Origin of the sequence: Devosia sp. WQ 349K1 (assembly GCF_016595685.1) — a bacterium.
In the GTDB taxonomy this organism is placed as follows: domain Bacteria; phylum Pseudomonadota; class Alphaproteobacteria; order Rhizobiales; family Devosiaceae; genus Devosia.
Map to the genome: position 1 here is coordinate 507,922 of NZ_JAENGO010000001.1, position 18,971 is coordinate 526,892.

Sequence of the window (18,971 nt, forward strand, 5' to 3'; positions counted from 1 at the left end):
ACCGAAGCCCGCCCTTTGTCTCTGCTGTATGAGCAGGTCTTAAAATTCCCAGTCTTCGTCTTCGGTGGCGACAGCCTTGCCGATGACATAGCTCGAACCCGAGCCCGAGAAGAAGTCGTGGTTCTCGTCAGCGTTCGGCGATAGCGCCGACAGGATCGCCGCATTCACCTGGCACGCTTCGGGCGGGAACAGAGCCTCGTAGCCGAGGTTCATCAGCGCCTTGTTCGCGTTGTAGTGGAGGAACTTCTTGACGTCTTCCGAAAGGCCAACGTCGTCATAGAGTTCTTCGGTGTAGCGGATTTCGTTGTCGTAAAGCTCGAGCAGAAGATCGTAGGCGAAATCCTTGATTTCCTGCTTCTTTTCGGCCGACAGCGTTTCGATTTCGCGCTGGAATTTGTAGCCGATGTAATAGCCGTGCACCGCTTCGTCGCGGATGATGAGGCGGATCAAATCGGCCGTATTGGTGAGCTTGGCGCGGCTCGACCAGAACATCGGCAGATAGAAGCCCGAGTAGAACAGGAAGCTTTCGAGGAAGACCGAAGCGACCTTCTTCTTGAGGCTATCCCCGCTCTCATACTGATCGAGGATCAGCTTGGCCTTGTGCTGCAGGAACTGGTTTTCTTCAGACCAACGATAGGCATCGTCCACGTCTGGCGTCGAGCAGAGCGTTGAAAAGATTGACGAATACGAACGTGCGTGCACCGCCTCCATGAAGGAGATGTTCGACAGAACAGCTTCTTCGTGCTGGGTCTGCGCGTCGCCCATCAGGCGGATCGAGCCGACACCATTCTGGATGGTGTCGAGCAAGGTCAGGCCCGTGAACACGCGGATCGTCAGCTTCTGCTCATGCGGGGTTAGCGTCGCCCAAGACGGTATGTCATTGGAAAGCGGCACTTTTTCCGGGAGCCAGAAGTTCGACGTCAGGCGGTTCCAGACCTCAAGGTCCTTCTCGTCCTGAATACGGTTCCAGTTGATCGCACGGGCAGCAACGATGGGGCGGAATGGTACGTTCATTGTTCTAAAATCCCGGTCAGAGCGCGCAGGAGACGCAACCCTGCACCTCCGTGCCTTCTAGCGCCAGCTGACGCAGGCGGATGTAATAGATTGTTTTAATGCCCTTTTTCCACGCATAGATCTGCGCCTTGTTGATATCGCGAGTGGTCGCGGTATCGCGGAAGAAGAGTGTCAACGACAGGCCCTGATCGACGTGCTGCGTCGCGGCAGCATAGGTGTCGATGATCTTTTCAGGGCCGATTTCATAGGCGTCCTGATAGTACTCAAGGTTGTCGTTCGTCATGAACGCAGCCGGGTAGTACACGCGACCAATCTTACCTTCCTTACGGATTTCAATCTTGGACACGATCGGGTGGATCGAGGAGGTCGAGTGATTGATGTAAGAGATTGATCCCGTTGGCGGAACGGCCTGCAGGTTCTGGTTGTAAAGGCCGGTCAGACGCACCTTGGCTTCCAGATCCTTCCAGTCTTCCTGGGTCGGAATGTGAATGCCGGCATCTTCAAACAGCTTTGCCACACGTTCGGTCGCAGGCGTCCATTCCTGGGTCGTGTACTTGGTAAAGTACTCACCCGAAGCATATTTCGAGTTCTCAAAACCCTTGAAGGTTTCGTTCCGCTCAGTCGCAATCTGGTTAGACGCGCGAATGGCGTGATAGGTCACGGTGTAGAAGTAGATATTGGTGAAATCCACACCCTCTTCCGAACCGTAGAAAATGCGCTCACGAGCCAGATAGCCGTGCAGGTTCATCTGGCCAAGGCCGATGGCGTGGCTTTCAGCATTGCCCTTGGCAACCGATGGTACCGAGCTGATATTGCTCATGTCCGACACAGCCGAGAGGCCACGGATCGCGGTTTCAATCGTCGTGCCAAAGTCCGGAGAATCCATTGCCGCAGCAATGTTTAGCGAACCGAGGTTGCACGAAATGTCCTTGCCCATGTGCTCATAGGACAGGTCTTCATTGAACACCGAAGCGTCGCTCACCTGCAGAATTTCCGAGCAAAGGTTCGACATGGTGATGCGACCGGCAATCGGGTTCGCCTTGTTCACCGTGTCTTCGTACATGATGTACGGATAGCCGGATTCAAACTGAATTTCGGCGATCACCTGGAAGAATTCACGAGCCTTGATCTTCTTCTTGCGAATGCGCTTGTCGGCCACCATTTCGCGGTACTTTTCAGTGACCGAGATTTCGGTGAACGGCACGCCATAGACGCGTTCCACGTCATAAGGCGAGAAGAGATACATATCTTCGTTGTCGCGCGCGAGCTCGAAGGTAATATCGGGAATAACCACGCCCAGCGACAGCGTCTTGATACGGACCTTTTCGTCCGCATTTTCGCGCTTGGTGTCGAGGAAGCGCATGATGTCTGGGTGGTGGGCATGCAGATATACTGCGCCCGCGCCCTGACGCGCACCGAGCTGGTTTGCATAGGAGAAGCTGTCTTCGAGCAGCTTCATCACGGGCAGCACGCCCGAAGACTGGTTTTCGATATGCTTGATCGGCGCGCCCATCTCACGAATGTTCGTGAGGCTCAGCGCCACCCCGCCGCCGCGCTTGGAAAGCTGCAGCGCCGAATTGATCGAGCGACCGATGGATTCCATATTGTCTTCAACGCGTAGCAGGAAGCACGACACGAGTTCGCCGCGCTGCTTCTTGCCAGCATTGAGGAAAGTTGGGGTTGCTGGCTGGAAACGGCCAGAGATGATTTCATCAACCAGCGACATCGCCAGCTTTTCATCGCCGCGCGCCAGCGCCAGCGCCACCATGCAAACGCGATCTTCGTAGCGCTCGAGATAGCGCTTACCGTCGAAGGTCTTGAGCGTATAGCTGGTGTAATATTTGAACGCGCCGAGGAAGGTCGGGAAACGGAACTTCTTGTCGAAGGCGTGGTCAAACAGGTCGCGCACGAAGTTGAACGCGTACTGATCGAGCACTTCCTGCTCGTAGTAGCCCTCTTCGCACAGATAGGTCAGCTTCTCGCGCAGATTATGGAAGAACACGGTGTTCTGGTTCACATGCTGCAAGAAGAACTGATGCGCCGCTTGACGGTCCTTATCGAACTGAATGTGGCCCTCTTCGTCATAGAGGTTCAGCATGGCGTTCAGCGCATGGTAATCCAGCGACTGATCTTGCGCCTGCGACGGACGTTCTAGTGTGAGCTGGTCCAAAACCGTTCGAGTCCCTGTATGACGTTGGCGACATCCTCATCCGTTCCGAGCAATTCGAAACGATAGAGGAGCGGTACGGAGCATTTCTGCGAGACGATATCGCCCGCCAAACAATAACCCGTACCAAAGTTCGTATTCCCCGCGCCGATCACGCCACGGATAAGGCCACGATTACTGGCCACATTGAGAAACCGGATCACCGGTTTTGGCACAGCCCCCTTCCCGTCCCCGCTGCCGTATGTCGGCAGCACCAGTACGAAGGGCTCGCTCACCACGGGTGGGTCGCTCGCGGCATCCACCGGCAATCGTACGCTTGGCAAACCAAGCTTGACGACGAAGCGGTGAGTGTTTTCCGAAGTACTGGAATAGTAGACGAGAGAAGCCATGCCCGCGGCGCGGCTTAAGCGAGAGCGCCGATCATATCCGGACGGAAACCAGCCCAGTGCTGATCACCAGCCACCACGACTGGAACCTGACGGTAGCCCATCTGTTCAACGCGAGCGTAGGCATCTGCATCTTCAGAGATGTCGACGATAGTGTAATCAAGACCCTTACGGTCCAACGCACGCGTGGTCGCGGTGCACTGTACACATGCTGGCTTGCTGTAAACTGTAATGCTCATCGATAAACCTCGACAGGTTGTATGACGGGTAGTGAGCAGTTCGGCGAGATCGTCATCGCCCTATTCCGCCCCAGCCCCCGCCGGTGGACAATTGGCGCCTAAGCGATCTCAACCCGCATCCAAATTTGCGCCCGAATTTGTCTTCCCCAACCTCACGGCTCGGTGACAAACGCGACGCAAACTCAACGCTTACAGTTGCGGAATTTCGGTAGGTCTGAATAGTCAGCTTACCGTCCTTCCCTCACTCCAACTCTAGGCGAGCAGAAGTGTCTCAGACGCTATATATAGTATGCCGATACGCTGGCGCTTCAACCGTTCTTCGCACACGACAAGGGCTAATTCGGGCTTGACGGCATTTCGTGATCGGACCCGTTCGAATCGCGGTTCCGTGAAACACCCGGAAGCCCTCGGCTCTTGCCACCGTGAAGCAAAAACATCGCTCTTGATGTATACCAAAACTGTCTCGATAACCTGCCGTATAGCGATACATTTTGAGGGGATGAACTATGGGGAATACGCGCAAACTTCGCTGGGGGATTCTCTCCACAGCCAACATCGGCATGCAAAAAGTCACCCCCGCGATCATGAAATCGGCGCATTCCGAAGTCGTCGCCATTGGGTCCAGAAATCTGGAGCAAGCGCAGCGCGCGGCCAATAAACTGGGCATTCCTAAGGCTTTTGGGTCCTATGAAGAGCTCATAAGCTCCCCAGATATCGACGCAATTTACAATCCGCTGCCCAATCACCTGCATGTGGAGATGACGCTCGCCGCCAACGCAGCGGGCAAGCATGTGCTCTGCGAAAAGCCGGTTGCGATCACTGCTGAAGACGCAAAGCGCCTGCGTACGGCGCGTCCAGACCGACTCATCTTGGAAGCCTTCATGGTGCGCTTCCATAAGCAATGGCTCCGCGCCCGCGAAATCATGCGCTCGGGCGAATTGGGCGAAGTGCGCGCCGTTCGCTCGGTCTTCACCTATTACAACGCCGACCCAAACAACGTCCGCAACAAGGCCGACATCGGTGGCGGAGGCCTACTAGATATAGGGTGTTACCCCATCACGGGCGGTCGCTTCTTCTTCGAGAGCGAACCACTACGGGTAGTATCCCTCGTGGATCGCGACGCCAATTTCGGCACAGACCGTCAGGCGTCCGTCATTGCCGATTTCAGCAATGGTCGTCAGCTCACCTTCCTCGTTTCAACCCAGCTGGCGCCCAATCAATCGCTTGAACTTCTGGGCACTAAGGGCCGCGTCGAACTGATCATTCCGTTCAATGCGCCAGCCGATACGCCGACAGCTGTCTTGGTCGACGAGGGCAAGGCCCTTGATGGCTCGCTGGCCCGCCGCGAGATCATGCCGGCATGCGACCAGTATACCGAAATGGCCGAGGCCTTCGCCTTGGCGGCTTTGGGAGAAGGCACCCTACCCTATGGCGTTGAGGACGCGATCCGCTCGATGCACATTCTCGACGCTATCTTCGAAAGTGAAAAGACCGGTGCCTGGGCACCGGTCAAGAAGGACTAACTAGCGCTTTGGTGGACGGGGTTGGCTTGGGCCGCCCCGTCGATCTGCCCCCGGACGAGCCGCTGGCTTGCCCGTGGTCGGGCGGCCAGACGTTGGGCGACCCGCAGTGGGCTTGCCGCCGACCGGCTTACCTGCTGCAACACGCCCTGCACTGGGCCTGCCCGCTGGCTTCCCTACATCCTTAAAGCCAGGCTTGCCACCGCCCTTACCGACCTTGCCTGCCGCAAGGCGCTCGGCGCGACGCGAGCCTTCGGCCCGGCGCTCTGCCAAACGTGTTGGCGAATTGCGCTTGTCCTGCAAAGCGCGCGCACCACCGGTTGGGCGCTTCGCCTCACCATCGTCAAAACGCGCGCCGCCAGCGCGAGCCGGTTTCTTGCCTTCAAACTTACGGCCCTCAGGCCGCTTGAAGCCGCCACCCGCCGGTCGACCAGCTCCCTCGGTCCGTGGCGCACGCTCGCGCTCAACAAAGCCTTCGGGCATCGGCGCATCGCGCCATTCGCCCGGCGCCAGTCCGTCCACGGTCCAATCGCCAATAGCCCAGCGCACCAAGCGCAGGGTTGGGAAGCCGATAGCTGCCGTCATCCGACGGACCTGACGGTTACGCCCCTCGGTAATGGTCAGCTTCAACCAGATATCGGGCACACTCTTGCGGAAACGAACGGGCGGATTGCGCTCCCAAAGCTCTGGCGGATCAATCCGCTCTACCTTGGCCGGACGGGTCTTGCCGTCATTGAGTTCAACCCCGCGCGCCAGCTTACGCAGCACGTCGTCACTCGGGTTGCCCTCGACCTGCACCAGATAGGTCTTTTCTTTTTTGAACTTCGGCGAGGAGATTTGGGCATGCATCGTGCCGCTGTCGGTCAAGATCAGCAGCCCTTCGCTATCCTTATCGAGGCGACCAGCCGCATAGACATCGGGCACGTCCACGAAGTCGGATAGGGTCTGCTCCCCGTCGCCATTGGTGAATTGGGTAAGCACCCCATAGGGCTTATTGAGGAGTATAAGACGCGCCATCGACCTGACCAATAATGAATTGCCCCCTTAGTGCGGGTCCTGCGCCACAAAGGGAAGCAAAATTCTTCTCATTCACACGCTAGACAGGCCCAAATAACGAGCGCTTGATCGCCGCAGGCGCCAGAAAGCTTCTGGGAGGGGCAGAAATGGAACGTCACTACGGTTGGGTCATCGTTGCGGCGGGAGCCGTGATTACCTGCCTCGCAATGGGTGCCATGTTCGCCCTGCCCGTCTACCTTCAGCCTATGGCAGACGAAACCGGCTGGTCTCGAGCGGGCATTTCCGGCGCGATGACTGTTGGCTTTATCGTCATGGGCATCGCTGGCTTTGTCTGGGGCACCATCACCGACCGCATTGGCGCTAGACCCGTTATCGTCACCGCTGCTGTCATTCTCGGACTTGGCCTCTTCATCGCCAGCCGCACAGAAAATCTACTCGTCTTTCAATTCGCCTATGGCGGACTGGTGGGCGCCGCAGGTGGCGCATTCTTTGCGCCCTTGATCGCAACCACATTGGGCTGGTTCGACAAAAACCGCAGCCTTGCCGTTTCCCTCGTCACCCTAGGCGCAGGGGTCGCGCCCATGACCATGACGCCACTCGCCACCATATTGATAGAAGCCATTGGCTGGCGGCAGTCGATGGCCGTCATCGGCCTGACCGCCGTGGCCGTCATCATTCCCTTAGGCTTCCTCATTCGCAGCGCACCGCAAGTGCAGCTACAACCGTCGAGCAGCGACATTGCTCCGGCCGCAAAAGAACCCAGCCGTATTGGCGAAATCTTCCGCACGCCGCAGTTCATCATTCTAGCGGGCGTGTTCTTTCTCTGCTGCGCCGCTCATTCTGGCCCCATCTTTCACACGGTCAGCTACGCCATATTGTGCGGCGCGACGCCTTTAGCGGCGGCAAGCATCTATAGTGTTGAGGGTCTGGCCGGGCTTGGCGGGCGCGTTCTCTTTGGCCTTATGGGAGACAAGCTCGGCGTGCGTCGCGTTATCGTCGGCGGCCTAGCGCTACAAGCGATCGGCATCTATTGCTATATCTACGTCACCGAGCTGCAGCACTTCTACATGCTGGCCGTCGTTCTCGGCCTCGTCTACGGGGGCGTCATGCCGCTCTATTCCGTTCTGGCGCGCGACTATTTCGGCCCCAAAGTTATGGGCACCGTGCTTGGTGGCATAACCATGACCTCCTCGATCGGCATGGCCTTCGGCCCGGTCGGCGGCGGCTATCTCTACGACACCTATGGCAGCTACCACTGGCTCTATATCGCCTCGGCTGCTGTTGGCATTGGTGCAGCTCTGCTGGCTCTGGTCTTCCCGCCTAAGTCAACCAATGACGATCTGGCAACGGCGCAACCAGCCTGATCACCAGATCGGTGGCCAATAGACATTGTCGGCAAAATCACTCGGAATGGGCGACATGCGCGACAGTGCATTCGCCGCGAGATCGATCTCCTTGCACTGCCGCTGCACCCGCATGGGCATCGGATTGCCCGAGACATATTCTTCCATCTGCCATTGGTCGATATTTAGCGCCGCTTTGCGACGCCGCGCTTCGGCAAAAACCTCTTCAATACCGATAAGTCGATTGGCAGCGACAAATTGGCCGTTCTCAGTCCACTCGCGCCTATTCCCGAAGTCAGTATAACGCATAACAAACATCCCAGTACGGAGATGATTTCACGCCTAAAATCTTACTGAATACCAAACGCTCCTTGCTTCGTGATCACAACTGATCTTAAGCAAGAGCATGACTATTCTCTATCTCATGGCTGCGCCTGCAGAATATGGGCCACACCTGCAAAAGCGTATTTCACCTGTCATGATCGGCATCGGTCCGGTCGAGGCGGCCGTGGGCACCATGCGTGCCCTCGCCGAACGCGCGTCCAACCTGCCGTCGTTAGTCGTGTCTTTGGGCTCTGCCGGGTCGCAGCACCTTGATCAATGTGAAGTGTATCAAGCGATCTCGGTCGCTTATCGCGATATGGACGCAACAGCGCTGGGCTTTGAGAAGGGCCTGACACCCCTCGCCTATATCCCGATCACTATGCCCTTGGAGCCACATGTGCCGGGCCTGAAGCCCGCCACGCTTTCCACTGGCGCAAATGTTGTGTCGGGTGCCGCTTATGACCGCATCGCCGAAGATATGGTCGATATGGAGACCTTTGCTGTCCTGCGGGCCTGCCAGAGTTTTAGCGTGCCGCTGGTCGCCTTGCGCGGCATCTCCGATGGCAAGTCAGACGTCACCGAACTCGCTCACTGGACCCAATATCTCCATATCGTAGACGAGAAACTGGCCGAGGCCGTCGACATCATCGAGGCCTATTGGGCCAACCGCGCCTAGACCTCGGGATCTTGCTCCTTCTCGCGCTCCGCCTTTTTATCGCGGCGCGAGCGGCTCCAGTTGTTGTACCAGCGATTACCGCGCAGAACCGTGTAGTTCACCGGCTTCTGCAGGAAGATCAGATCAAGCGCCAGCAGCAGTAACCCGAGCGGCAGCATCCACACGCCGAGCACCGGCAGGAAACTAAAAATCCCGCCGAAGACCAAGAGAATGCCCAAGGGGACGCGGATAATCCGCGCCTCAGGGCGACGCACGCGCGCCAACCATCGCGCCGCGAACGGCGGTATGCTCCGCTCCAGCCTATCGAACAGACGGTTCAGCCGCTGCGCACTCTTGTTCATTTGAGCACCTCTCATCTTCTTCTAAATGGCGCTGCACTGTGTTCGTTCAAGGGCAAGTCGGAACCTGCAGCCATTCTATCTCGTTGATTGGCAAAACGAGGATGACCATGACCATTGACGACATCTTACTCCGCCTCGGCGTTCGCCCAAAGAAGCGTGGCCTCGAAGCCCAGCTCGAAAACCTGCGCCGCGACATCGCCAAACTCAGCCACAGTGCGACAAATCACGCTGGGCATTTGGCCGGTTCAGTTTCTCACAGGGCATCCCATGTCAGCGATGAATGGGGCGACAGCCTTGCCGGTCTCACCCGCGAAGCCGCACGCTATGGCACGCAAATCGCTGAGTCCGCAGGAGAACAATCGCGCCGCGCCGTACGCGCCGTCAAAAATGATCCCCTACCGGTTATCGCTGTCATCGGCACAGTCGTATTGCTGAGCGCCCTGCTTCGCAGCAAGTAATTGGATTTTAACCACATCTCTGAGGCTTTTCTTAAGCGTAACCGGGCAATTTCTGCCCAAGAGCTGCTTATGCACTAGTCTCGGAGATGGTCCATGCCCCGCCTGTCCAGCGCCCTATTGCGCCTTACCGCTGTCGCGATCACAGCGTCGACCCTTGGCGGGTGCTCTTTCCTCGGCATGAATTTCGCTTGGAACCAGATGAGCGAAAAAGAATGCATGATGCGCGCGATGTATTTCGAATCCAATCGCTCCAGCGCCGAGGGCATGCTCGCGGTCGGCACCGTTGTGGCCAATCGCGTCAACGATCCGCGCTATCCTAAATCCGTATGCGGCGTGGTCGGGCAGAAGAACCAGTTCGCTCAGGGCGTTCTCACCAAGCCGATGACGGACAGCGGCGCAGTGCTCGCCTCACAGGTTGCAGACTCGGTGATGCGCGGCGATCGCCACCCCGGCGTGCAAAATGCCCAGCATTTCCACACCGCAGGGCTCAGCTTCCCCTACAATAACATGCACTACGTGCTCGAAGCGGGCGGCAACGCCTTCTACGAGAAGCGCTCGACCCGCTAAAACCCTTTGCTCTGGCGCAGCACGTAGCCAATGACCACGGCCATGGCCTCATAAAGCTCGACGGGAATTTCCTCGTCGAGGTCGACCCCGCTCAGCGCCTCTGCCAGTATCGGGTTGGTTTCCACGAGCACGCCGTGCTCTTCGGCCAGCTCGATAATCTTCTCAGCGACAAAGCCACGGCCCTTGGCAACAACGCGCGGGGCCTCGAGTGACCCCTCCTCATATTGCAGAGCGACCGCGATCCGCGGCTTGGTGGGCATTGCGTCATCGCTCATGTCGTCGCATCCACATAGCTGTGGCCGGCAGCGCGTTCCGGGCTGGCCGGAGCCCCGACACGCACAATCACCGCGCCCGGTTGTAGTCCGACGCTCTCAAGCCCCGTTTGGAGCTGTTCAATGTGCTCTTTAAGCGCCTGCCCCGTCGCTTCTTGATCGGCCCAGATCAATACGTTGGTCCGCTTGCCACGCAGAGACAATTGCGCGCCGACTTCGCCCTGCTCGGCCAAATGGATTGCAAAACGAACCTGCCAGCCCCGGTCGGCGGTTGGCGTTTCCTCTTCGGGCGCTTCCCCCTGAATTTGAAGGCTCAATACGGTGTGGTGCCCGGCGTATTGCACTGGGATATCAAGGCTCCACGATTGATCCTGCCGCCCCACAGTTTGGCTTTGGTCCGGCATGGAGGCCCCTTGGTGCAAGCGCAAGCGCGCCAGACTAGCCTCAGTCCGATCAACAAGGATCTTGCCGATCTCGGTCGGATCGCGCGGCAGGCCATTGGCATCCTCACGATGCTGCCGCACCCGTGGATTGAGCCCCTTGAGCGGCGGCGGCAATTGCGACAATTGCTGCACCATCTCCGCATTGCTCCCAAGCCATGCGCCAAGGGCGCGCTGCAGGCCCAGAAGTGATCCCTTGAGGTCTCCATTTGCGCTTTGCGCCTGACCAGCCCCTAGGAGTGTCTCGTGGAAAATGCCCGATTGTTTGACGGCATTTTTGAGCACGAGCGGATCGATTGCGCCGCCATCCAGATTCATCTGCTGGCCGAAAACGCCCTGCGCCGCTTTCAGCACATCAGGCGGCAGAGGCACGCGGCCAGCGACCGCCGAAATGACCGAATTCAACGCCGCAACACTGTTCTGCTTTGGCAAAGCTTGCGACACCATTTGCGCCACGGCCGCTTGCGCATTGGCAGTGGCCTGTGCGCTCGCGCTCTGCGGCGTCGCTGCGGAGGCCGCAGGATTGGCCTGCACCCCATCAGCACGCGCTGGCGAGCCTAGATTGGCCTGCCCAAACGGCTGCCCAGACGACGACATCCCATAAGGGGGGCGGTCACCCAGTTGTGCCGCCCCACCAGCATCAACCGCTGCGATAACGGGCATCGGCGCAGGCTGGTAGGCCACCGTCCCCTTCACAAAAGGTGGAACGGCAGTGGCAATAGGCAGCTGTGGCGGCGCATCGGAGCGCGCTCCTGCCTGGGGATTGGAATATTGCTGGTGCGTCGGTGCGTAAGTCTGTGCTGGCGGCGTCGGCGGCGGCAGCGGAGCACCCGGGGGCAAGGCCTGCGGCGTCACCGGAGCGCCACCATTGCTCGGCCCTGGCGGCGGCAAGGTCACATGCTGCGCCAAGGGCGAAAGCTGCACCTGCGTCGCGGGCGGATTAACCGGCAAAATGGGGGAGCCTGATGGCGAACTGGTCGGCTGCGCCAGCGTATTTGTCACGGCCGGGGTGACCGAGAGCAGCGAAACCCGAACCTGCCCCTCAACTTGCTGAACCGCTAAAGTGAGCGTGGTACCAACCGGCTGGGCCGCGGGCAGTTGCAGTGTCATGGTCTGCCGCCCGACCTGAACTTCCGTCGAGCCATTGGGCAGCTGGCCAACCACGCGCGCTTCCACAGTCTGCCCCTGTTGACGGGCCAGAGCCTGAACGGCTGCTACACTTGGAAGATCAGTAGTGACACTCATAGATGGACTGCCTCCAACCGCGCCTGCGGTTGCATCAGTCTAACCTATCATTATCAGATTGAGAGTCCGCGAATTTTAATCGCGGATATCTTTATATTCCTTAGTGACAGGCTTGCCGCGGAACGTCACCCAGAAGAAATTTAGCGTGTAAGTTCCAGCAGTTGCGAAGACGCCTTCCTTCTCCAGACGACGACCGGAGGTCTTCATCCGCAGCTTGTAGGTCCACTTCACATTGCCAACACGCGACAGGCGGACAGCCACGTCGGTGTCTTCACCGAAGAATTCGATTTCGCGATTATAGCCACCAACATCGGCCCAAGCCTGACGCTTGAACACGAAATTGCCACCCTGCACCACGGAACCGACGCGCAGAATGTAGCGGTTCAGGATATAAATCAGCTTGGTCAGCAGATAAAAACCGCCAATCATCGCACGGTTGTGCCACGCCATATCGTAATAGATATAGGGGCCGGAAACGCACACCAGCTTTGGATCTGCCGCGTATTCGCGCATCACCACATCCAGCCAACCTTCTGGCACGATGGTATCGCTGTCGATATTGGCGACGAGATCATAGCCCTCGCTTGCGGCAAAGCCCGCGTCGCGCGCATTGACCAGCCCCTTCTTGGGCTCATCAACCACGGTGACACCATCGAAACTGCGCGCAATCTCGCCGGTCCGGTCGGTCGAAGCGTTATTGACCACAATCACGTCGGCAGGAATGCCAGCGCGCTTAATTTCAGCCAGCACAGATTGGAGGCACTGACCAATCAGCACTTCTTCATTGTAGGCCGGAATAACAAAAGCAAGCTTCATAAGGCACCCTTGCCGCAGACAGTGCGGCGTTTATTAGGTTAACGCACATACAGTGATGCGCCCGTATCGGCAACACCGAGCATGTCATCAAATGGCGCTTTTGGAACCGATATTGCGTTGAGGCTTTTGCAAGTGGTGGCGTGATACGCCGAGAATGCAACAAAACCCGCCGGGGACCATGGCACATAGCGACGACACTTCACCGCGGGAAAAGCGTGTCCCGGCCCACCCATTTACCCGGTTCCGATCTCTCCTACGCATCCTCTACCACGGCCAGTCGCCTATGGCCGTGCGGTTTCAGGCAACGATTCTGGTCGTCGACCTTGCCATCATCGGCTTCTTTATCGCCACTCCATTCCTGCGCGAATCCAGCACCTATATCTGGCTCGACTATTCCATCGCGGCGCTTTTGGGTCTCGATCTCGTCGCGCGTGGCCTCGCCTCAACGCACCCATTGCGTTGGGCGCGGCAGCTGCCGGTTGTGATCGACATTTTTATTCTGATCACCCTTTTGGCCCCGACTTGGCTCTTCAACTTCGGCTTCCTGCGCATATTGCGCCTATGGACCCTATCGAAGTCCAATTTCTTCTGGCGCGATTTGGAAAAGCACGGGCTTTCGGACTATCGCGAGACCATCCAGGCCATCATCAACCTTCTGGTCTTCATCTTCGTGGTCACGGGGTTCGTCTATACCGCGTTTGCCAAGCGCGATTCTGACATCAACGGTTATATCGACGCGCTCTACTTCACCGTCACCACCATGACGACGACAGGCTTTGGCGACATCACGCTGCCCGGCCCTTTCGGAAAGCTGGTGTCGATCGTCATTATGATCATCGGGATTTCGCTGTTCGTACGCCTCGCGCAGCTGGTGTTCCGTCCGCACAAGGTGTCCTTCCCTTGCCCGCAATGCGGCTTACGCCGTCACGAGCCAGACGCCATCCACTGCAAGTCCTGCGGCCATATCCTCGCCATTCCCGACGACGGCCACGACTGAGCTATTTGATCACCGGCAGGCGAATACGAAAACTTGCGCCGGGTAACACGCCCGGCACAAGCTCCAGTGTGCCGTTCATCCGCGTCACGATCTGGCGGCTAATGGCAAGCCCCAGACCCGCGCCACCTTGATCCCCGCTCCCCTCCACACCGCGCCAGAATTTCTGGAACACGAGCTTGCGGTTACGCTTGGAAATCCCCGGGCCGTTGTCAGAGATTTCGACCACATATTTGCCCGCCCGCACCGAAGAGGAAATCCGCACCAACGGCTCCTCGGCATCGTTGTATTTCACGGCGTTAGATATGAGATTGATGAACACCTGACACAGACGGTCAGCGTCCCCCTCGATCATCGTCACATGGGCACGCTCACCCAGTTCGAGCCGCATCCCGCGCTGCCGCAACAGCGCATCGCAAACAGTGATTGCCCGGTCGAGCGCAATCTCCGCATCAACGGGCTGGTTTTGCCAACTCCGCTCCCCACGCTCCAACGCGCTCAAATCCAAAATTTCATCGAGCAATCGCGTTAGACGCAGGCTCTCTTGATGGATGGTGGTGGTGAACTTGCGCCTTTGCCCATCGTCCAAATCGCCCGCTTCCAGCAGGATTTCCGAGAACGAACGGATGGAGGTCATCGGCGTGCGCACCTCATGGCTCACCTGGCTTAGGAACTCGTCCTTCTGGCTATCGAGCTCGCGCAACTGCGCATTGGCATCCTCCAACTTGCGCGCAGTCACCCGCAACTCCGCCGAGGTTTTCTCCAATTGCTGCGAATATTCAATGACTTGCTGCGTTTCATCAGCCATCTGCATCATCTCTTCGAGCGACACGTCACCACCGGCCACAACCTTGGACAGCATAACGTGGGCCGAAGACGCGCCAATCGAGCCCGCCAGCTCGCGCTCAAGTCGCCCGATAAACTCCGGCGTTGGCTCAAGCAGCGCTGGCTCCACCCCACTCTCGCGCGCCGCGCTTTCAAACAGCGCCGCAGCCCGCCGATCGCCCAGCACACGCTCCGCCACAAAGTAGAGATCATTTGCGGTCGCCGACCCTCGCATAAAATTATGCTGCAGGAGATTGCCGCGCTTGAACACATCGACAAACGCCGTCGCCTGAATGCGCTCCAGGGTGGAAGGGGTCGTGATCAGAGACCCAATGATCAGCACAGCGATGTTGACCGACAGGCTCCAGAACGTGGCATGAGCGAGGGAGTCCCAGCCTTCAAGGCCAAACATGGCTTCCGGTCGCAACCAGCTTATGCCCCAAGGCCCAGCCTGCAACAGCGCCGAAACCGAAGGCGAGACGCTCTCGAACGAGGGCAGGAAGCAGCACCATGCCCAAACAATAAAGCCGGTGAGAATGGCGGTCGTCACCGCCTTAAGCGAAGCGTCTTTCCAAAAGATCGCCGCCAGTAGCGACGGAAAAAACTGCGCAATTGCAGCGAATGAAATCAGCCCAATCGGCGCCAGCGCATCGCTGTCGCGCGTGAAGAAATAATAGAAGAACCCAAGTGACAGGATCAGAACGATGGACACCCGTCGCGCCGGCAGCAGCACATGGCTCACCCCTTGCCCGTCAGAGTTTTGCCCCGCCGCCGTAAAGCGGAGCACCAGCGGCATGATGATGTGGTTCGAGACCATGATCGAGAGCGCGATGGACTCCAGAATGATCATCGACGTCGCCGACGAGAACCCACCGATAAAAGCAAACAGCGCCAGCCCTGTCTGCCCCGATTGCAACGGAATGGTCAGCGCGAACATATCCGGATTTGCGCCCGGCTCCGATACCGTCAGCCCATAGATGGCGATGGGCAGGATAAAGACGCTCATCAGCATCATATAGGCCGGGAACACCCAACCTGCGACGCGCAGATGATCCTCATTGGAGTTCTCAACCACCGTCACCTGAAACTGTCGCGGCAAGCAGACAATCGCTGCCACCGACAAGATCATGGTCGTGATCCAACGACTATCAAAGCTGTGCCGCGTATCGAGCACAATGCCACTCTCAGCGGCGCGGGTGAAAATGCCCTCAAAGCCGCCCCCGATGTAGACCACGAAGAGCCCCACCGCGACCAAGGCGACAAGTTTGACAACCGCTTCAAACGCAATGGCGGCGACAACCCCGTGGTGCTGCTCCTTTGCGTCGACATGCCGTGTGCCAAAGAGAATTGTGAACAGCGCCATCCCGGCGGCGATACCGAAGGCGAGACCGATGTCATCAATCCCCTTCAAACTGCCTTGGCCGAATTCCGACGCGCCAGCAACGGCCTGAATAGACGATGTCACCGCCTTCAATTGCAGCGCGATGTAAGGCGCAATCCCGACCACGGCGATGCAAGTGACCAAAACGCCCAAGCGGCTCGACTTGCCGAAGCGCGACGACAAAAGGTCGGCGACCGAGGTGATGCGATGGATATGACCAATCCGCACCAAACGCCGCAAAAGAAAATACCAACCGACGAACACCAGCGTCGGCCCAAGGTAAATCGTTAGGAATTCCAATCCACTACGGGCCGCGTTTCCCACCGCACCATAAAAGGTCCAACTGGTGCAATAGACCGAAATGGAGAGCGTGTAGACTAGCGAGGAATTGAGCCAGGATTTTTGCCCCTGCCGCGCGCGCCGATCCCCGACATAGGCCAAAAGGAACAGCAGGCCGACATAAGCTATGGCTGTCGCGATGACGAAATCAGCTGACAGCATTGCCCTACCCGCCTTCGCCCTTGCGACCACGCTTGCGGCCCACAGCCGCGTTCAAAACAGCCGTCGCAGCGATCATCAGCGCCCAAACCGCGAAGAGATAAGCGACGATGTTGGGAATGCCGAAGATATGGGCTGGATGATTGAACAGATGCACAAACGGTGGCAGCACCAGCAGCGCTGAGCCTATCGTCAGCACCAACAGACCCGCAACCAATTTGCGGTGGCGCTCAACCATCTTCGCCCAACAATTGCCGAACCACGCCCACCACCTCAGCATTGGCATAGGGCTTGGTCACAAAGGCGTCTGCGCCCAAGTCCTCGGCAATGCGTCTATCCTGCTGCTGGCCTTTAGCGGTCAAAATGAGCACGGGCAGGTCGCGCGTACTTGCGTCGCTACGCAGCTGTTTGAGCACATCAAAGCCACTGCGCTTCGGCAGCATCACATCGAGCACCAAAACGCGCGGGCGATTGAATCGCACTCTCTCCAAGACGGCGTCGCCATCGGTCACTGATTCAATATTCCACCCCGCACGGCGCAGAATAAAGTCGAGCGAATCCAATATGCTTGGCTCATCTTCGGCAATCAAAACATCGATAGCCAATTTCCCCCCTTGCCCGCAGTCTCCCCTCCGCAGGCAGGACTAGTTACGCATAATCAAGGCGCGGAGCCAAGGGTAAATCCATCAGGCACCAGCGCGGTCCGCATGGCTGGCACACTCCCAGAGGGGCCCATCGCTTCCTCTTGGCGGCTGGTGCAATCGGCCCGCGTACACAATCGGCAGCTTGGCCCAACAGGCACGTCAGCCGCGCTATCGGCCAAATTCATACCCCTGCCATAAACGGTGCGATCCACATGCAGCACGTCACACGCGAGCATCACCGAGGCCATGACCGGCACCTCATGAAACGCCGCAGACCGCCGCTGCACCGTGCGCGCCAGAAACAAATATCGCCCTCCGTCCGAGAACTGCACCAACTGCCGCACCGGCACGTCGGGCGTACGGAAAGCCCCATAGATCGCCCAAAGCGGACACGCATGTCCCGAATATGGCAGCAGCAAGCCCGGCAATGGAAAGTGCTTGGTGAGCCGCCCTGCAGGATCGGACCGCAAAAAGCCGAAGGGTATGCCTTCCTCGCCGCGCCGTCTCAACGTCACGAGGCGATGCGCCACCTGCTCATAGCTGGCGTTAAAATGCTGGCGCAGCGCGTCAATATCATAGGCCGCCGCTTCCGCCGCCGCCAGAAACAAAGAATAGGGAAACACGATCGCCCCGGCGAGATAGGACCCAAGCGCCCGACGCGCGAGGCGCAGCGCCTCTTCTGTCGTCAGCTTGAAACTGGCCATCTCGCGATCGATCACATCCGCGGCTGTCATTTCCCCAAAGAGCCGCGCCAGCTGAAACTGCCGCGTCGCAAGCGTGCTCGCCCCTTGCAGCCAGAGAATGTTGCTCGGCGGATCAAACCGATACTGCCCCGGGAAATCCGTCCCACGCCCCGGCGCTTTCCCGCCCACGACAACGCGCACCCCGAATTTATCTTCCAGCAGCCGCGTCAGCGTCGTCATGCCAAAGCCCCCGCCCGCCTCGATCTGCAAGCGCAAGCCCATCGCCGCGTCTTCCAGCGACTGGAAATAGTTCTCACGCTCGATAAGAAGGTCGTCGATCTCGCGCGCAGGCGAAACACTGCGCCGCGCATCGCTGGCATTTTCAAAGTGACCGATCAGATTGCGCGCCAGATCGCTCAAACTGCGGGTTTCGCGCCCAATGGCATCAACAAACCGCCTGCGCTCCGCTTCCCCTAGGTCTGGCACATCCTCGAGAATTTCCGCCCCCGAGCGCACAGCCGTGATGCTCGACAACACTTGGTGCAGCAATTGGGCCAACAAGGGGTCAGATCGCAAACGGTCCGCATAACTATCGGCATGCTCAAGGGCCTGCGCATAGGCCCGATGCACCCGCGCGAGGGCCATAGCGCTGGCCGGATATTGCGCCACCAGATTGCGCTGCTCATCCGGCTGGAACGGCAGTGAATCAAGCAGCGGGTCTGCGTAAATTTCTTCGAGGTCTGAGAGCAGTTTGCTTTCTGCCTCGCCAGTCAGATCATCAATATTGATGTTGAGCTCATGCGCAATGCGCTGCAGGAGCGCCCCCGCAACGTCACGCTTATTGTTCTCGATTAAATTCAGATAGCTGGGTGAGATCCCAATTTTACGCGCCAGATCCGCCTGAGAAATCTTCAAAGATTTCCGCGCATTACTGACCCTAAATCCAATCGGCGCACGCATATTTCGCCCCCACCAAAACAGCACTCAGTAAATGAATTTACAAATACAAGACGCCAGCAGATCAAGTCTTTACAAAATATTCGAGCTTTTACAATGACCTATTGTCGAGATTTTCTAATCGCGTGAATACTGCGGTGTGCGGTGAGCCATTGGCAAAGTAT

The 18,971-nt window shown here is 58.2% G+C and carries 19 protein-coding genes and 1 pseudogene; 6 read left to right on the forward strand and 14 right to left on the reverse strand.

Annotation, left to right across the window (positions count from 1 at the left end; all coding sequences use genetic code 11):
- Positions 1-39: 39 nt before the first annotated feature.
- From nrdF to nrdH, 4 genes are read right to left on the reverse strand one after another with little or no spacing between them, the layout of a single operon-like run.
- A complete protein-coding gene (nrdF, locus tag JHL21_RS02165; protein ID WP_169196370.1) occupies positions 40-1,014 on the reverse strand; it encodes a class 1b ribonucleoside-diphosphate reductase subunit beta in 975 nt (324 codons plus the stop codon).
- 16 nt (positions 1,015-1,030) lie between these two features.
- Positions 1,031-3,184, reverse strand: coding sequence for a class 1b ribonucleoside-diphosphate reductase subunit alpha (gene nrdE / locus JHL21_RS02170; RefSeq protein WP_200211683.1), 2,154 nt, complete (start codon positions 3,182-3,184; stop codon positions 1,031-1,033).
- Positions 3,166-3,570, reverse strand: a complete 405-nt coding sequence (gene nrdI, locus JHL21_RS02175; RefSeq protein WP_169196368.1) for a class Ib ribonucleoside-diphosphate reductase assembly flavoprotein NrdI — start codon at positions 3,568-3,570, stop codon at positions 3,166-3,168. Before nrdI ends, nrdE begins: the two co-directional genes overlap by 19 nt.
- Before the next feature lie 14 nt (positions 3,571-3,584).
- Complete coding sequence (gene nrdH, locus JHL21_RS02180) at positions 3,585-3,806, reverse strand: glutaredoxin-like protein NrdH (protein ID WP_169196367.1); 222 nt, start codon at positions 3,804-3,806, stop codon at positions 3,585-3,587.
- A 506-nt stretch (positions 3,807-4,312) separates the two neighbouring features.
- On the opposite strand from nrdH, the gene JHL21_RS02185 reads away from it, so the two are divergent.
- Positions 4,313-5,329 (forward strand): Gfo/Idh/MocA family protein, encoded by a 1,017-nt coding sequence (locus JHL21_RS02185; protein ID WP_200211685.1) that lies wholly within the window; start codon positions 4,313-4,315, stop codon positions 5,327-5,329.
- Here JHL21_RS02185 and JHL21_RS02190 read toward each other — a convergent pair whose 3' ends face one another.
- Positions 5,330-6,343 (reverse strand): pseudouridine synthase, encoded by a 1,014-nt coding sequence (locus JHL21_RS02190; protein WP_200211686.1) that lies wholly within the window; start codon positions 6,341-6,343, stop codon positions 5,330-5,332.
- Positions 6,344-6,489: 146 nt separating this feature from the next.
- On the opposite strand from JHL21_RS02190, the gene JHL21_RS02195 reads away from it, so the two are divergent.
- A complete protein-coding gene (locus JHL21_RS02195; protein ID WP_200211687.1) occupies positions 6,490-7,707 on the forward strand; it encodes an MFS transporter in 1,218 nt (405 codons plus the stop codon).
- Here JHL21_RS02195 and JHL21_RS02200 read toward each other — a convergent pair whose 3' ends face one another.
- Complete coding sequence (locus JHL21_RS02200; RefSeq protein WP_200211688.1) at positions 7,708-7,995, reverse strand: hypothetical protein; 288 nt, start codon at positions 7,993-7,995, stop codon at positions 7,708-7,710.
- Positions 7,996-8,092: 97 nt separating this feature from the next.
- Between JHL21_RS02200 and JHL21_RS02205 the strand changes: the two genes are divergently transcribed.
- Positions 8,093-8,686 carry a 5'-methylthioadenosine/S-adenosylhomocysteine nucleosidase gene (locus tag JHL21_RS02205; RefSeq protein WP_200211689.1) on the forward strand — a complete coding sequence of 198 codons (594 nt, stop codon included), beginning with the start codon at positions 8,093-8,095 and terminating at the stop codon, positions 8,684-8,686.
- Here the strand turns inward: JHL21_RS02205 and JHL21_RS02210 are convergent.
- Positions 8,683-9,027, reverse strand: coding sequence for a hypothetical protein (locus JHL21_RS02210; protein WP_199531631.1), 345 nt, complete (start codon positions 9,025-9,027; stop codon positions 8,683-8,685). The genes JHL21_RS02205 and JHL21_RS02210 overlap by 4 nt on opposite strands.
- A gap of 107 nt (positions 9,028-9,134) precedes the next feature.
- Between JHL21_RS02210 and JHL21_RS02215 the strand changes: the two genes are divergently transcribed.
- Together JHL21_RS02215 and JHL21_RS02220 are read left to right on the forward strand one after the other, a co-directional pair.
- On the forward strand, positions 9,135-9,485 hold the full coding sequence (locus tag JHL21_RS02215; RefSeq protein WP_200211691.1) for a hypothetical protein: 351 nt from the start codon (positions 9,135-9,137) through the stop codon (positions 9,483-9,485).
- 93 nt (positions 9,486-9,578) lie between these two features.
- Positions 9,579-10,043 (forward strand): annotated as a pseudogene (locus JHL21_RS02220) (cell wall hydrolase); the annotation flags it as partial.
- Between the two features lie 5 nt (positions 10,044-10,048).
- Here the strand turns inward: JHL21_RS02220 and JHL21_RS02225 are convergent.
- The 3 genes from JHL21_RS02225 to JHL21_RS02235 form a co-directional block, all read right to left on the reverse strand.
- Positions 10,049-10,327, reverse strand: coding sequence for an EscU/YscU/HrcU family type III secretion system export apparatus switch protein (locus tag JHL21_RS02225; protein ID WP_199531632.1), 279 nt, complete (start codon positions 10,325-10,327; stop codon positions 10,049-10,051).
- On the reverse strand, positions 10,324-12,009 hold the full coding sequence (locus tag JHL21_RS02230; protein WP_200211693.1) for a flagellar hook-length control protein FliK: 1,686 nt from the start codon (positions 12,007-12,009) through the stop codon (positions 10,324-10,326). The genes JHL21_RS02225 and JHL21_RS02230 overlap by 4 nt, the downstream gene beginning before the upstream one ends.
- Positions 12,010-12,084: 75 nt before the next feature.
- A complete protein-coding gene (locus tag JHL21_RS02235; protein WP_169196356.1) occupies positions 12,085-12,825 on the reverse strand; it encodes a glycosyltransferase family 2 protein in 741 nt (246 codons plus the stop codon).
- 283 nt (positions 12,826-13,108) lie between these two features.
- Between JHL21_RS02235 and JHL21_RS02240 the strand changes: the two genes are divergently transcribed.
- Positions 13,109-13,822 (forward strand): ion channel, encoded by a 714-nt coding sequence (locus tag JHL21_RS02240; protein WP_367948144.1) that lies wholly within the window; start codon positions 13,109-13,111, stop codon positions 13,820-13,822.
- Position 13,823: 1 nt separating this feature from the next.
- Here the strand turns inward: JHL21_RS02240 and JHL21_RS02245 are convergent, their stop codons facing one another.
- Genes JHL21_RS02245 through JHL21_RS02260 form a run of 4 tightly spaced genes read right to left on the reverse strand, consistent with a single transcriptional unit; the run spans position 13,824 to position 18,810 of the window.
- Positions 13,824-16,526, reverse strand: coding sequence for a sensor histidine kinase (locus JHL21_RS02245; RefSeq protein ID WP_200211695.1), 2,703 nt, complete (start codon positions 16,524-16,526; stop codon positions 13,824-13,826).
- Between the two features lie 4 nt (positions 16,527-16,530).
- On the reverse strand, positions 16,531-16,761 hold the full coding sequence (locus JHL21_RS02250; protein WP_199531636.1) for a hypothetical protein: 231 nt from the start codon (positions 16,759-16,761) through the stop codon (positions 16,531-16,533).
- Positions 16,754-17,128, reverse strand: a complete 375-nt coding sequence (locus JHL21_RS02255; protein ID WP_200211697.1) for a response regulator transcription factor — start codon at positions 17,126-17,128, stop codon at positions 16,754-16,756. Before JHL21_RS02255 ends, JHL21_RS02250 begins: the two co-directional genes overlap by 8 nt.
- 53 nt (positions 17,129-17,181) lie before the next feature.
- A complete protein-coding gene (locus tag JHL21_RS02260) occupies positions 17,182-18,810 on the reverse strand; it encodes a short-chain fatty acyl-CoA regulator family protein (RefSeq protein ID WP_302052348.1) in 1,629 nt (542 codons plus the stop codon).
- Between the last annotated feature and the right edge of the window lie 161 nt (positions 18,811-18,971).